At 42.1% G+C, this 13,025-nt stretch carries 11 protein-coding genes; 4 read left to right on the forward strand and 7 right to left on the reverse strand.

Annotated features, from left to right (window positions below):
- Positions 1 to 115 precede the first annotated feature (115 nt).
- The 3 genes from gorA to PG901_RS04040 form a co-directional block, all read right to left on the reverse strand.
- Positions 116 to 1,471, reverse strand: a complete 1,356-nt coding sequence (gorA, locus tag PG901_RS04030) for a glutathione-disulfide reductase (RefSeq protein ID WP_271133588.1) — start codon at positions 1,469 to 1,471, stop codon at positions 116 to 118.
- A gap of 218 nt (positions 1,472 to 1,689) precedes the next feature.
- Positions 1,690 to 2,142, reverse strand: coding sequence for a threonine/serine exporter family protein (locus PG901_RS04035; protein ID WP_011280954.1), 453 nt, complete (start codon positions 2,140 to 2,142; stop codon positions 1,690 to 1,692).
- 1 nt (position 2,143) lies between these two features.
- A complete protein-coding gene (locus PG901_RS04040) occupies positions 2,144 to 2,935 on the reverse strand; it encodes a threonine/serine ThrE exporter family protein (protein WP_271133589.1) in 792 nt (263 codons plus the stop codon).
- A gap of 163 nt (positions 2,936 to 3,098) precedes the next feature.
- On the opposite strand from PG901_RS04040, the gene PG901_RS04045 reads away from it, so the two are divergent.
- Positions 3,099 to 3,380 (forward strand): DUF503 domain-containing protein, encoded by a 282-nt coding sequence (locus tag PG901_RS04045; RefSeq protein ID WP_201589318.1) that lies wholly within the window; start codon positions 3,099 to 3,101, stop codon positions 3,378 to 3,380.
- A gap of 264 nt (positions 3,381 to 3,644) precedes the next feature.
- On the opposite strand, the gene PG901_RS04050 is transcribed toward PG901_RS04045, so the two are convergent.
- The 4 genes from PG901_RS04050 to uvrA form a co-directional block, all read right to left on the reverse strand.
- Positions 3,645 to 4,097: a TM2 domain-containing protein gene (locus PG901_RS04050; RefSeq protein ID WP_271133590.1), complete on the reverse strand. Its 453-nt coding sequence runs from the start codon at positions 4,095 to 4,097 to the stop codon at positions 3,645 to 3,647.
- An 86-nt stretch (positions 4,098 to 4,183) separates the two neighbouring features.
- Positions 4,184 to 4,570 (reverse strand): zinc ribbon domain-containing protein, encoded by a 387-nt coding sequence (locus PG901_RS04055; protein ID WP_271133591.1) that lies wholly within the window; start codon positions 4,568 to 4,570, stop codon positions 4,184 to 4,186.
- 133 nt (positions 4,571 to 4,703) lie between these two features.
- Positions 4,704 to 5,720 (reverse strand): hypothetical protein, encoded by a 1,017-nt coding sequence (locus tag PG901_RS04060; RefSeq protein ID WP_271133592.1) that lies wholly within the window; start codon positions 5,718 to 5,720, stop codon positions 4,704 to 4,706.
- A gap of 246 nt (positions 5,721 to 5,966) precedes the next feature.
- Positions 5,967 to 8,873 carry an excinuclease ABC subunit UvrA gene (uvrA, locus tag PG901_RS04065; RefSeq protein ID WP_271133593.1) on the reverse strand — a complete coding sequence of 969 codons (2,907 nt, stop codon included), beginning with the start codon at positions 8,871 to 8,873 and terminating at the stop codon, positions 5,967 to 5,969.
- Positions 8,874 to 9,481: 608 nt separating this feature from the next.
- Between uvrA and PG901_RS04070 the strand changes: the two genes are divergently transcribed.
- From PG901_RS04070 to PG901_RS04080, 3 genes are all read left to right on the forward strand, one after another.
- Complete coding sequence (locus PG901_RS04070; RefSeq protein WP_271133594.1) at positions 9,482 to 10,846, forward strand: MFS transporter; 1,365 nt, start codon at positions 9,482 to 9,484, stop codon at positions 10,844 to 10,846.
- 106 nt (positions 10,847 to 10,952) lie between these two features.
- On the forward strand, positions 10,953 to 11,651 hold the full coding sequence (ssb, locus tag PG901_RS04075) for a single-stranded DNA-binding protein (RefSeq protein ID WP_271133595.1): 699 nt from the start codon (positions 10,953 to 10,955) through the stop codon (positions 11,649 to 11,651).
- 156 nt (positions 11,652 to 11,807) lie between these two features.
- Complete coding sequence (locus PG901_RS04080; RefSeq protein WP_271133596.1) at positions 11,808 to 13,025, forward strand: tyrosine-type recombinase/integrase; 1,218 nt, start codon at positions 11,808 to 11,810, stop codon at positions 13,023 to 13,025.

Consider the following 13,025-nt stretch of genomic DNA (forward strand, 5'->3'; position numbering starts at 1 on the left):
GTGTTTTCTAATAAATAAGCATGTCTACTGATTACTGGCAATAAAAAAGGATGCCTAATAAGCATCCTTTTTATAATTTCTAAGACTGTGATTAATATCGCCCAGTCTATAAAAACTAACGCATCGTCACAAACTCTTCTGAACCCGTAGGATGAATGGCGACCGTATCATCAAAATCAGCTTTGGTCGCGCCCATCTTTATCGCCACCGCAAACCCTTGAATCATCTCATCGACGCCATAGCCGATGCCATGCAGGCCAATCACTTTTTCATCCTCACCCAAGCATACCAGCTTCATCACGCACTTTTGACGGTGCTGGGTCACCGCACTATACATAGAGGTAAAGGTCGATTTATAGCACTTAATATTATCCTTACCATATTGCTCAACCGCGTCGATTTCAGACAAGCCAATCGTACCGATAGCGGGATGAGTAAAGATGACCGTTGGTATCAAATCATAACTTAGATGCTCATTAGTCTTATCATTAAATAAGCGCTCAGACAGGCGACGACCTGCGGCAATAGCCACCGGCGTCAAATCAATGCTGTTTTCGATAATATCGCCGACCGCATAAATCCCTTTAACATTGGTATTTTGAAACTTATCGACTTTAATTTTGCCAAACTCGGTCGTCTCTACTCCTGTCACTTGCAAATTGATATTGTCGGTGGAGGGCGCACGACCTACGGCCCAAATCAAGCAATCTACCGTATCGAGGGTACCATCTTTGGTGCATAAGGTCAGACTACCATCTTCATTTTTATTGACCTCAGTTAGCGTCGTATTAGTGTGCAATTGAATGCCGTCTTGCTCCATCTCTATCAGTAAGGTTTCCACGATAGTGTGGTCAAATGAGCGCAGCGGCGAGTGTTGACGCACATAAAGATGTACCTCAGCGCCTAAGCTATTCATTACCCCTGCAATTTCAACGGCGATATATCCTGCGCCGACGATAGCCACGCGTTTTGGCAGATGATTCAAAGCAAAAAAACCATCAGAATTGATGCCGTATTCTGCGCCTTTGATATCGGGTTGAATCGGGTGACCGCCCGTCGCAATCAAAATATGGTCAGCGGTAATGAGTTCGCCATTGACCTCTACCGTATTGGTGTCGACAAATTTGGCGAAGCCTTTTATCACCTCAACGCCATTTTTCGCCAAATTATTATCATAAGAGCGGTGAATATTTTCGATATATTGTTGGCGACTTTGTACCAGCTTTTGAAAGTCAAAGCCTTTTAATTCAACATCAAAGCCATAATCTGGCGCATACTTTTCGATGGCTTCAGCCACTTGCGCCCCGTACCACATCACCTTTTTGGGTACGCAGCCCCAGTTTACGCAAGTGCCGCCCAATTTGTCGGCTTCGATAATGGCGCATTTTTTGCCATAGCTCGCTGCGCGATTGATCGAGGCAATGCCGCCGCTACCGCCGCCAATGGAAATATAGTCATAATGTTTTGTCATGGTTAAGTCTCTTTATTCAGTACGTATTAATGCGTATTGGTGCAATTTTGCAGTCTATTATTTTTTAATTCTGTTATTTTGAACTCTATTGTAATGGGTATGATAATTAATCTTACAAGTTTTTTATTATAAGGATATGCCAGCTAATATCAGAATATAAAAGTATTTAGGCGAAAATAGCTTGATATCTAAGCCCATCTACACCCACTTATACCCGCCTAAACTATGGCGCGCCGCCTATAAAATAGCAGTCCGGGAATGGATAAGCCTAGCACCAATCCCGAGGTTACAAACAAGGCCTCAAATAAATACACCATCATTTGGCTAAATAATTCGTCGGAAAAACCAAAATAACCAATCTGCACCATACTGACCATCGCCTTATAAGCAGCGATACCTGGCATCATACAGATGACGCTCGGTGAAATTAACGCTTTGGGCGGCAGAGTATATTTTTTAGAAAAGTAGACACCCAAAAAGCTGGCAAGCATCGCCCCAAAAAAGCTAGCCACCACCAGATGGATGTGCTGATAAACAAGCGCTGTTTTTAACCCAAATCCAAACGCGGTCATCAGCAAACACGGCAAAATATAGCGTTTGGGCACGCTAAACATCAGCGTCCAACCAAGGGTAATAATGCATGACAACACCACGGTTTTAATGAACCACATCTTAAAACCCCCAGTGCTGTATTCTAAGTAAAACCAGCGCCATCACGATACCAACGCACGCGGACAAGGTGAGCATATAGGTAAAAACGGCACGCCCAACGCCAATATTGACATAGCCTTTTAGGATATCTGAGAAAGAATTGATCAAAGGAAAGCTGGGTACTAGTAGCAGCACACTCGAGGCAACGGCAATATCGGCATTATTACCAATATCAAAATAATAGGTGGACGAGCCAATTAAAGAGGCGATAAAAGCCGTTACAATGACTGTGATAAAGGGATTAAAATGGTGCTTGGCCAGATAAATGCGGGTGAACATCGCTACCATACCTGCGATAAAGGTCACGGCGGTAATTGACCAACTGCCACCGTTTAGATAAGCAAACGCAGCACAAGACGCGCCAACAAATATGCCCACCAACCATGTTGGATACACCGACTTATTATCTAACTCATCAAACGCAAGGGTCGTGCGGTCAACCAACGCATCATTATCTATGGCAGCTTCGGTTTTATTAACAATTTGCTGGATTTGTACCAATAAATTGACATTAATACTCTGATTGATCGTGTCTCTGGTGGTGGTAATACAGCGCTCATCACAGATAGTGGTCAAGGTAATGGCATTAAAATTCAGCGAACATTCTACGCTGTTCATCCCCAAGGCAAGCCCTAAGCGTTTGGATAAGTCCACCACCACGGCAGACTCAGCGCCGTATTGCATAAGCAGTAATCCGCAGCGCACGCATAATCGAGTAATGTGCTGTTGCTGTACGTAGCTGATAGAGGTCATTGATTAGATACGCATATTGGCTATTGTGATATTTGTGAATGGTATAACCATAAACAGTGTGAGCGGTTATAGTCTATCGATACGGCAAGGTAACGATAGCATAACTTGCCGTGCTTATTTGCTACTATTATAAAGCGTAAACCACTGTCGCAAGGAGAATAAAATGCATATCGCTATCTTAACACTGACTTTTGCGCTACCCGGATGTAGCTCATTAAAAGAAAAGCGCCAACGTATGGGCGGCTTGCATGCACGTTTTGGCAATACGCCAAGCGTCGCGGTCTGTGAAAGCGGCGAGCGTGATCGGCATGATGCCAGCGAATGGACGTTTGTGATCGTCGGGCTGTCCAAACGTGAGGTCGAGTCGCAATGCAGTCAAATCGAGGAGAAGATAGAACGGACGGTAGATGCAAGAGTGATGAATGTTGAGAGGGAGTTTGTTTAGTTAGAGCGCTTTTATTACTGGGAGCCAATCCCGCTTTCCACTCATATCTTGGTCACCCACTAGAGCAGTTACTAATAGCCAGTAGCGTAGGGTGCGTCTAACGCACCATTTTAATAAGGTTAGTTTTGATTAACTTAGATTATTGTATGAAATATTCAAAAAAGTTATGCAAAGTATTAAAGATGATAGGTCTATTTATTATCGGTGCATGGAATGTACCCTACATCTGCTGATTTAAAAAAATCAAGTTAGTCAGAATACTCATTACCCAAAACGTCGATTAAACTCAGATTCATTCATGAATAACAGTATGATTATTTCGAAAAGAGAAATTATCGCTGGTATAAATGTCCAACAGAACAATAAATATAAAATACCCCAAAAAACCTGATTTAAATAAAATTTATGTATCCCAAAACCTCCTAAGAATAAAGCTAACAATATTGCAACGCCTTTGCTTTTTCTACTGCTGTTTACTCGTACAATAGTAGTATGGTTTTGAGTGGGTAGAGGAGGTGGGACAGCTTTAAATGGTGCAGGTTTAGCAATAGGAAAACCACAATTAGCACAAGATGTGCTTTGATTACTAATAGACTCAGAGCATTCAGGACATTTCATTAAAAATTTCATTTTAGAAGTCGGGAGCCCACAGTTAGTACAAGAGATGCTCTGGTCGCTAATTTTGTGCATGCATTCAGGACAATCGATAATAGCCATATAGTTTCCGTTTCTTACGATTCTTTATTTATCGTTTTAATATCAATTGTTACTTATGCTGTGTTTTCTTCAATTTGAGAATAGACCTACAAACTTTGTAAGATATAGTGAATATCTTCCTTCGATATCAAGTAAATAATAATGCAGCTAATAATGAACATGAGTGTGTGCTCGATCCATTTAGATTCTCTATATTCCTCAAGCTCTTCAAGTTCTTCAAACGCCTTATCGAGATTACGCTCCTTAACCCGCTTAAGTTCCTCGTATGAAGGTGGAATATCTTTAGACGGTACAGGTTTTCCAATAGGAAAGCCGCAATTAGCGCAGGAGGTGCTTTGATTAGTAGTGAACTCAGAACATTCAGGACATTTGATTGAAAATCTCATTTTAGAAGTTGGGAATCCACAATTAGTACAAGACACGCTTTGGTCGCTAATTTTATGTGTGCATTCAGGACAATTAATAATTGCCATATTTATTCCTGTATTTAGCTAATAGATGGCTTATTCCCATAGTCAAAATTGACTATATTTGTTCTGTCTAATTCGCTTCTGGGCTCATTTTGATACATTACTTACAAATAACACCGATTTGTATCCATTAATTTCACTCATATAGTTTATCTTGCATACAATTGGCACGCTCAATTGCCTTCCACTGACTATATTCCGGTTCGTCCTTCCCTAGGTAAGCACTGTTTACTTTTATAGCTTGTTCACATATTGCTCGATCATCACTTTTTCTGCGTGCTATGTCCCTCTCTTTTTTATCGTCCGCTGCTTTATTAACTACTTTTTCGTTGTAAGGTTCTTTTGTTTTTATTGGTGTTTCCCGTACTTTATATTCTTTCTCACTACCCGAAGGGGCATTCGATAATAAAACTTCCCTCGGTCTTGCTTCTACTGATATCACTGGCTCTGGATTGAATTGCTCCAATGTTACTTTTTCAACTACTTCGTTCTTTGGAGCTTCTAGCGTTACTACTTTTTCAACTACTTCATGATGTTCTATGTTTTTTGACACTCCTCTTTTGATTGGACATATGAAGTTAACAATATCTTGATCTGTCCAATCCGGTGTTGGCGTATACCAGTCCCCCAAATCTGCTGATTTTAAGGCCTCAAGATTCTCTGAGGAGATTTTTCTGATCTTATGGTTTGTACAGTCAATTTGCATCTCTCCATAAGCGTCACTTTCGTTCCCTCTACGTGCATATGTAACATTTTCAAGACCATAAGATGTAAAGTGAGAGATGAGAAAATAGCGCCCATCTTCACCTGAACCAGAAAGTAACATTGGTATCTGTGTTAATTGAGAATCAAATACTGATTCTTGGACTTGTGGTGATTCTTTATCAGGTTCTGACTGCTCTTCACTGTATTGTCGTGCTTTTTCTGTATAGCCATCATAAGCATTTACAAGCCAAAATCCGATAAGAACTATAATAATGATTAGGAAGATAGTTGCGCCAGAACAGCCACTATTCTTTTGTCTTTGACGACTGCTTGCTAGCAAATTATTGTGATCTATCTGTTCTGAAGGAGTAGGGAAACCACAACTAGGACAAGCAGTACTTTGATCACTAATTCTTTTAGAACATTCAGGACAGTTAATTAGAGCCATTTTTTTCTACTTTATCTTCATGTGCAATATTCCGAGCACATTTCTGCAAGGGTAAGTACTACAAAGTTGCTTAAATTTTTGGTAAATAAGATAAGGATTATAACTTATCAGTAATATTTGAGCAACAAATGTCAAGATTTTATACTCTCTAAAATAGAGTTTTTAAAGTCTATTTTATATATCACCACCAACAAAAAAGGCCACTCCCTAAAGAGTAGCCTTTTATTAATAATTAACTAATTTCTACTAACTTATTTCTTTCATAGCCTGCTTAAGCATTGGCTTTAAGAACTCACCAGTATATGAGCCTTTTACTTCCGCCACTTCCTCAGGCGTACCTTCAGCGATAATCAGTCCGCCACCTTTGCCACCTTCAGGGCCAAGATCAATCACCCAATCCGCCGTTTTGATAACGTCAAGATTGTGTTCGATGACCACGATGGTATTACCTTTATCGCGTAGAGTATGCAAGATATTGAGCAGCTTATCGATATCATGGAAATGCAAACCTGTGGTTGGTTCATCCAAGATATAGAGCGTCTGTCCGGTATCACGCTTGGCAAGCTCACGCGCCAATTTCACACGTTGCGCTTCACCGCCCGATAGCGTCGGTGCAGACTGACCCAAGCGGATATAACTCAGACCAACATCCATCAAGGCTTGTAGGCGACGATAAATCGCTGGAATGGCTGAGAAGAACTCAGTCGCATCTTCAACAGTCATATCGAGCACGTCGGCGATGTTTTTACCTTTATAGTGAATCTCTAAGGTCTCGCGGTTATAGCGCTTGCCTTCACAGGTATCACACGGCACATACATGTCAGGTAAGAAATGCATCTCAACTTTGATAAGACCATCACCTTGGCACATCTCACAGCGTCCACCTTTGACGTTGAAGCTAAATCGACCGGCTTTGTAACCACGAGCCCGCGCTTCTTGCGTTTGTGCAAACATCTCGCGCACTGGCGTAAAGACACCGGTATACGTCGCTGGGTTTGAGCGCGGCGTACGACCAATCGGGCTTTGATCGATATCGACCATTTTATCCAAATGCTCAAGACCAGTGATACTCTCATGCTTATCAGCGATGAGTGTTGACGCATTATTTAACTGGGTGGCCGCAAGTGGCATTAAGGTACGATTAATCAAAGTTGATTTACCAGAACCCGAAACCCCAGTGATACAAGTCATGATACCGATTGGTAAGGTCAAATCAACATCGTGTAAGTTGTTGCCGGATGCACCTTTTAGCTCAATGGTCATCGGGACTTGCTTGGGCTTGGCTTTACCTTTGACTTCCGACTCGATGGTTTTGGCTTTATGACGAATGCTTGGAATCTCGATTTTTTTCTTACCAGACATATATTGTCCAGTCAGTGATTCTTTATTGGCCATGATGTCATCGACCGTACCTTGAGCAATGATATGACCGCCATGGACGCCCGCGCCAACACCGATATCGATAACGTGATCCGCTTGGCGAATAGCATCTTCATCATGCTCAACGACTAGTACAGTATTGCCCAAATCACGCAAGCGCGTTAAAGTTTTTAGCAGACGATCATTATCGCGCTGATGCAGACCAATTGATGGCTCATCGAGGACATACATCACACCCATCAGACCTGCACCAATTTGGCTGGCAAGACGAATACGCTGCGCTTCACCGCCCGATAGCGTCTCAGCAGAGCGGGCTAGCGATAGATAATCAAGTCCGACACTGACGAGGAAGTTTAAGCGCTCATTAATCTCTTTAAAGATTTTTTCTGCAACTTCACCTTTATGACCGCCAATTTTTAGCGTCTTATAATAGTCAGCAGCGTCACCGATAGACAGCTTAACGATTTGGGCGATGGTTTGATCGTCTACGCGCACGTTGCGTGAAATCTCATTGAGACGCGCACCATCACAGACGTTACAAGTGGTATCGGCTAAATATTTTGCTAGCTCGTCACGCACAAGGTTACTTTGGGTTTTGGCATAACGGCGCTCTAAATAAGGCAGCACACCTTCAAATGGCACAGTCTTATTGGTCTTGCGACCGCGCTCATCAGTAAAGTTAAACGTCAGCTTCTCTTTACCTGAGCCCTGCATGATGATATCTTGCTGCGCTTTTGGTAGCTCTTGCCACGGTGCGTCCATATCGATTTTGAAGTGATTACAAACGGTAGATAGCAAACCGAAGTAATACGCATGACGCTTATCCCAACCATTAATCGCCCCTTGATTGAGCGATTTTTCATGATGGGTAATCAGCTTTTCGGCAGAGAAATACTGACGTTTGCCAAGACCATCACAGCTTGGGCAGGCACCGTAGGGATTGTTAAAACTAAACATGCGCGGTTCAAGCTCAGACACAGCGCGATCACAAACAGGGCAAGAATGTTTGGCTGACATCACTTGGTTAGCGTCACCGCCTTCTTTTGGATTGCCATCCATAAAGTGCAGCGTGACCAGACCTTGTCCTAGACGTAGCGCCGTCTCTAGACTTTCAGCGACGCGGTTACCTAAATCATCACGGACTTTAAAGCGGTCAACGACGACTTCGATGGTATGCTTTTTCTTTTTATCGAGCGTTGGTAGCTCATCAGTATCGTAGACATCGCCATCGACGCGCACACGTACAAAGCCTTGACCAATTAATTGCTCAAGCAACACGGTATGCTCACCTTTACGCTCACGAATAACCGGCGCAAGAATCATGATTTTGGTGTCATCGGGCAGCGCCATGACTTGATCGACCATTTCAGTCACCGACTGCGCGACCATTGGCTCGCCATGCTCTGGGCAAAAGGGCGTACCGATACGCGCATAGAGCAGGCGCAGATAGTCATAAATTTCGGTAATCGTACCAACCGTTGAGCGCGGGTTATGGTTGGTTGATTTTTGCTCGATGGCAATCGCCGGTGACAAGCCTTCGATACTATCGACATCGGGCTTTTCCATTTGCGAGAGGAACTGACGGGCATAAGCCGAAAGACTCTCAACATAACGGCGTTGCCCTTCAGCATAAAGCGTATCAAACGCCAATGAAGATTTACCAGAACCTGATAAACCGGTAATTACCACAAATTTATCGCGTGGAATGTCTAAATCGATATTTTTTAGATTATGAGTGCGTGCGCCGCGAACCTTAATATACTCGTGTGCCATCGGTGATAGGTTTCCTATTTGCTAAAATGGTATTTTTAAAAGATTTAAAAGGGTCAATTAATATGAGTTAAATGATTCATTGAAAACGTGGATAATTTTAAAAATGCTATTCAAATTAATATGGCTTTATAAAAGTATGTGGTTTTCATAAAGCCATAGTAATGGTTATCTCTTGTACAATACCTTTAATACTTGAAATGGATAAAGGTAATCTAAATAAAGGGTCACTAATATGAGTGGTTTGTTATAGATTTGACAGAATAACGTCGTTTTATAAAAAGATTTGTCATAAAGTTTTTTCAGAGCATTTTTCAGACCAAAATGTTCTCAACGTCTTACTTTATTGTCATGACAGCAGGATTATTCAAGGTGTAATGACCCATTAGATGCACTTGGTAACAAAATTATCGGCTCTAATTATCGGCTCCATAAAAAGCGTGAGTAGGTGCTACCACTGCCGCTGCGGCAGCTATATAAAAGTTTCGGCATCCAGACGGCGAATGTCTTATACTAGGGGGCTTAATTTGTAGGCTAAAGCCTTGAAGCGTCGTAATAATACAAGCAGAGCTGCAGTGATTAAACAGCAATGATGAACCAGTGAGGCAAGTATGAATAGCGTAGAAAAACGGGCAATCCTCGGGGTCGGTGGTATATTTGCCTTGCGGATGATTGGCTTGTTTATGATTGTGCCAGTATTTTCTGTGTATGGTGATAATTATGCGCATGCGACACCGTTTCTGATTGGCTTGGCGGTCGGTATTTATGGGCTAGGGCAGGCTATTTTTCAGATACCGATGAGCCTTGCCGCTGATAAGTTTCCGCGTAAGCCGATTATCTTTTTGGGTCTGATATTATTTGCGCTTGGCGGTATCATCGCCGCCAATGCCACAGATATTTACGAGGTCATTATCGGTCGGGCGCTGGCAGGTAGTGGCGCGGTTTCGGCGGTATTGATGGCGCTGTTAGCAGACGTTACGCGCGAAGAAATGCGCACCAAAGCAATGGCGACCATGGGCCTAACTATTGCCACCTCAATTATGTTGGCGTTTGCCTTTGGTCCGTTATTGGTCGGCTCGCTTGGTATCTCAGGGTTATTTTGGTTGACCGCAGGTTTCGCTGTTTTGGCGATGTTTTTATTACTATTTGTACCAACGCCGCTACGGGTGCTTAAGCATAATCTTGATAATAAATCGATTGGGCAGCAATTAGCGACAGTGCTAAAGATTGGCGATTTAAACCGTTTGCATATCGGTATTTTTGCCCTACATTTAACGATGACCGCCATCTTTGTTATCTTGCCGCATCAGCTTAATGAGGTATTGGGCTTATCGGTACGTCAGCAGGGTTTGGTTTATTTGCCGTTATTGTTTATTGGCTTTGCCGTGGCGATACCTTTTATTATCATCGCTGAAAAGAAACGCAAAATGCGCCAAGTATTTTTGGGCGCGATTGCACTTATGACGGCTGCCCTAGCGTTATTGGCCATCGGTAGTCAGGTCGGCGTGGGTATTATTTTAGGCTTATTGCTGTATTTTATGGGCTTTAACTTGCTCGAAGCTACAATACCGTCTTGGATATCGAAGCGTGCCCCAGTTGCCAATAAAGCGACGGCAATGGGACTAAACTCATCAAGTCAATTTTTTGGTGCTTTTGTCGGCGGGGCAATGGGTGGTTTGTTATTGACCCAGCCCAATCTATTGGCGTGGGGCATATTGGCCGCCATTATGGCCGCGGCGTTACTGTTGATTATCCCGATTGCGCAGCCGCCTTATTTATCGAGTACCACCGTTACCATTCCTAAAGATATCAATATCCAAGATTGGTCACGGCAAATGCTGGCGGTAGAAGGCGTTGATGAGTTGGTCGTGATGGCAAAAGAGCAGGTCGCTTATTTAAAATTAGACAAAACCCAGCTGACCGATTCTTCGCGACAAGAGCTGTCGCATCTGGCGCAAAGCCCCCTAGATATTTAAACAAAAATTGGTTAAAGTAAATTCATATTACTGATATTATTAATCAGTTTCATTTAATAGTTATTAAAATATTCATAAAACAATTTGTCAATAAAAGGACAACATTATGCGCGGAGTTAATAAAGTTATCATCATCGGTAACCTTGGAGCAGACCCCGAGGCACGTCAATTCAGTAACGGCGGTAGCGTGACCAATATTTCGGTTGCGACCTCAGAGCAGTGGACTGACAAGCAAAGCGGTGAAAAAAGAGAAGCAACGGAATGGCACCGCATTTCATTGTTTAATCGTTTAGGTGAAATCGCGGCACAGTATCTTCGTAAAGGTAGCAAGGTCTATATCGAAGGCAGCTTGCGTACGCGTAAATATCAAGATCCCAATGGCCAAGACCGTTATATTACTGAGATTCGTGCTGAGCAAATGCAAATGCTAGATGGCGCGACCGGCGGTAGTGGTGACGGCGGTAGTTTTGGTGGTCAAAACTCAGGTCAAAGTCAGGGTGGTTACGGTAATCAGGGCGGCGGCTATAGCAATCAAGGCGGTCAAAGCTCAAATCAAAATCAGGGTCAAGCTAACCAAAATAATTATGGTCAACCAGCCAATAATCAGCAAAGTGGCTATAACCAAGGCGGCGCTCCAGCTTCTCAAGGTATGTCACAAGGCAATAACCAAAACAGCAATCAAAACAGCTTTAACAATCAAAATGCACCAGCGCAGAATCAATTTAATAAGCCCGCTCAAGCACCAGCACAGTCGAAGTCGACAGCGATGCCTGATGGCCCTGTAGATGATGATATTCCGTTCTAGGATGTACCTTAGACGTTAATGTAAAGTATATGTTCTAGAAAGCCCGCCACTAGCGGGCTTTCTCTTATCTATAGGATTAAAATAATGTAAAATTTATATTGAGTATTAATGGGATATGGTGTACTTTGTATTTATGTAAAGTATTGAGGTATCCTAATGATTAATTATTTTGGAACGACATCTTTTTCAATGAGTAGTGGAGAACGTTATTGCTTAGTCATTGATCGAATAACACAGCTACCTATCTACCACCCTAATTTATTCATCACAACCCAACTTCGTAATAAGTCAGACTCATTTTCAACTATGTTGTCAGCAGCTAATAACATAGCAATATTCCTTAGGTTTTTAGATGACAGAGATATAAACCTTGAAGAACGAGTTCTATGTCGAGAGTTATTTGAAACTTATGAATTAGACGATTTGCGAGACTACACTCAGAGAAGATTCTCCAAGGTAGTTGATGAGGGTTGCTATGTTGGTAATGAAGGTGTAGTTAGCTCAATAACTCATTACATGCGCTTGACTACCATTGCTCAATACATAAGTTGGTATGCTAATCATTTGATCAAGCAACCAAGTACAGTTGAAGCGAGACAAATAAAAAGAGTAGAGACACAGATAAAAGCACGACGTCCAGTAAAAAAAGGTCGTAATCGAGATCAGGATAGGTCACTTAATGATGACCAGTTAGAAGTCTTGTTTGAGGTAATAAAGGTAGGGTCAGAACATAATCCATTTGGTGAACAGGTACAACGACGTAATCGACTAATGATTTTAATTCTATATTACCTTGGAATTAGAGGTGGTGAATTACTTAATTTAAGAATAAGTGACATTGACTTTTCCAAGCACCAACTAAAAGTTGTTAGGCGTGCTGATGAGAAAAATGATCCTAGAGTACAAGAACCCAACGCTAAGACATTAGAACGTACAACACTTCTTGGAGAAATTCTCAGCAAAGAGCTTCATGAATATATTACCAAAGATAGGCGTAAAGTTACTAATGCGAAGAGAAACGATTTTCTATTTATTACTCATAAAGAAGGGCCAACAGTTGGGCAGCCTATATCAAAATCTAGCTATTACAAAGTGGTTAATATCGTAAAAACTGTATCACCTGACTTGTATAAATTAACAGGCCATAAGCTACGGCATACATGGAATCGTAAGTTTTCAGAAAGAATGGACTTAATGGACAAACCTGTAAGTGAGGAACAACAAGAGCAATATCGCTCTTATTTGATGGGATGGAATCAAGGATCTGGTACGGCGACGCATTACAATAAAAGGTTCATCCAAGAGCAAGCCCAAAAAGCAGCTTTAGCACTTCAATCGAACAGTGGAACACGACTACCAAAACAGGGATTGTGA

This window comes from Psychrobacter sp. ANT_H3, from assembly GCF_027919975.1.
Lineage (GTDB): Bacteria > Pseudomonadota > Gammaproteobacteria > Pseudomonadales > Moraxellaceae > Psychrobacter > Psychrobacter maritimus.

What these genes read in the sequence shown, in the direction of transcription:
- PG901_RS04050 (WP_271133590.1), bottom strand. Translation starts at nt 4,097, where the DNA reads ATGGCTATTATCGATTGTCCTGAATGCATGCACAAAATTAGCGACCAG.
- gorA (WP_271133588.1), bottom strand. Translation starts at nt 1,471, where the DNA reads ATGACAAAACATTATGACTATATTTCCATTGGCGGCGGTAGCGGCGGC.
- PG901_RS04080 (WP_271133596.1), top strand. Translation starts at nt 11,808, where the DNA reads ATGATTAATTATTTTGGAACGACATCTTTTTCAATGAGTAGTGGAGAA.
- PG901_RS04040 (WP_271133589.1), bottom strand. Translation starts at nt 2,935, where the DNA reads ATGACCTCTATCAGCTACGTACAGCAACAGCACATTACTCGATTATGC.
- PG901_RS04070 (WP_271133594.1), top strand. Translation starts at nt 9,482, where the DNA reads ATGAATAGCGTAGAAAAACGGGCAATCCTCGGGGTCGGTGGTATATTT.
- PG901_RS04060 (WP_271133592.1), bottom strand. Translation starts at nt 5,720, where the DNA reads ATGGCTCTAATTAACTGTCCTGAATGTTCTAAAAGAATTAGTGATCAA.
- uvrA (WP_271133593.1), bottom strand. Translation starts at nt 8,873, where the DNA reads ATGGCACACGAGTATATTAAGGTTCGCGGCGCACGCACTCATAATCTA.
- PG901_RS04045 (WP_201589318.1), top strand. Translation starts at nt 3,099, where the DNA reads ATGCATATCGCTATCTTAACACTGACTTTTGCGCTACCCGGATGTAGC.
- PG901_RS04055 (WP_271133591.1), bottom strand. Translation starts at nt 4,570, where the DNA reads ATGGCAATTATTAATTGTCCTGAATGCACACATAAAATTAGCGACCAA.
- PG901_RS04035 (WP_011280954.1), bottom strand. Translation starts at nt 2,142, where the DNA reads ATGTGGTTCATTAAAACCGTGGTGTTGTCATGCATTATTACCCTTGGT.
- ssb (WP_271133595.1), top strand. Translation starts at nt 10,953, where the DNA reads ATGCGCGGAGTTAATAAAGTTATCATCATCGGTAACCTTGGAGCAGAC.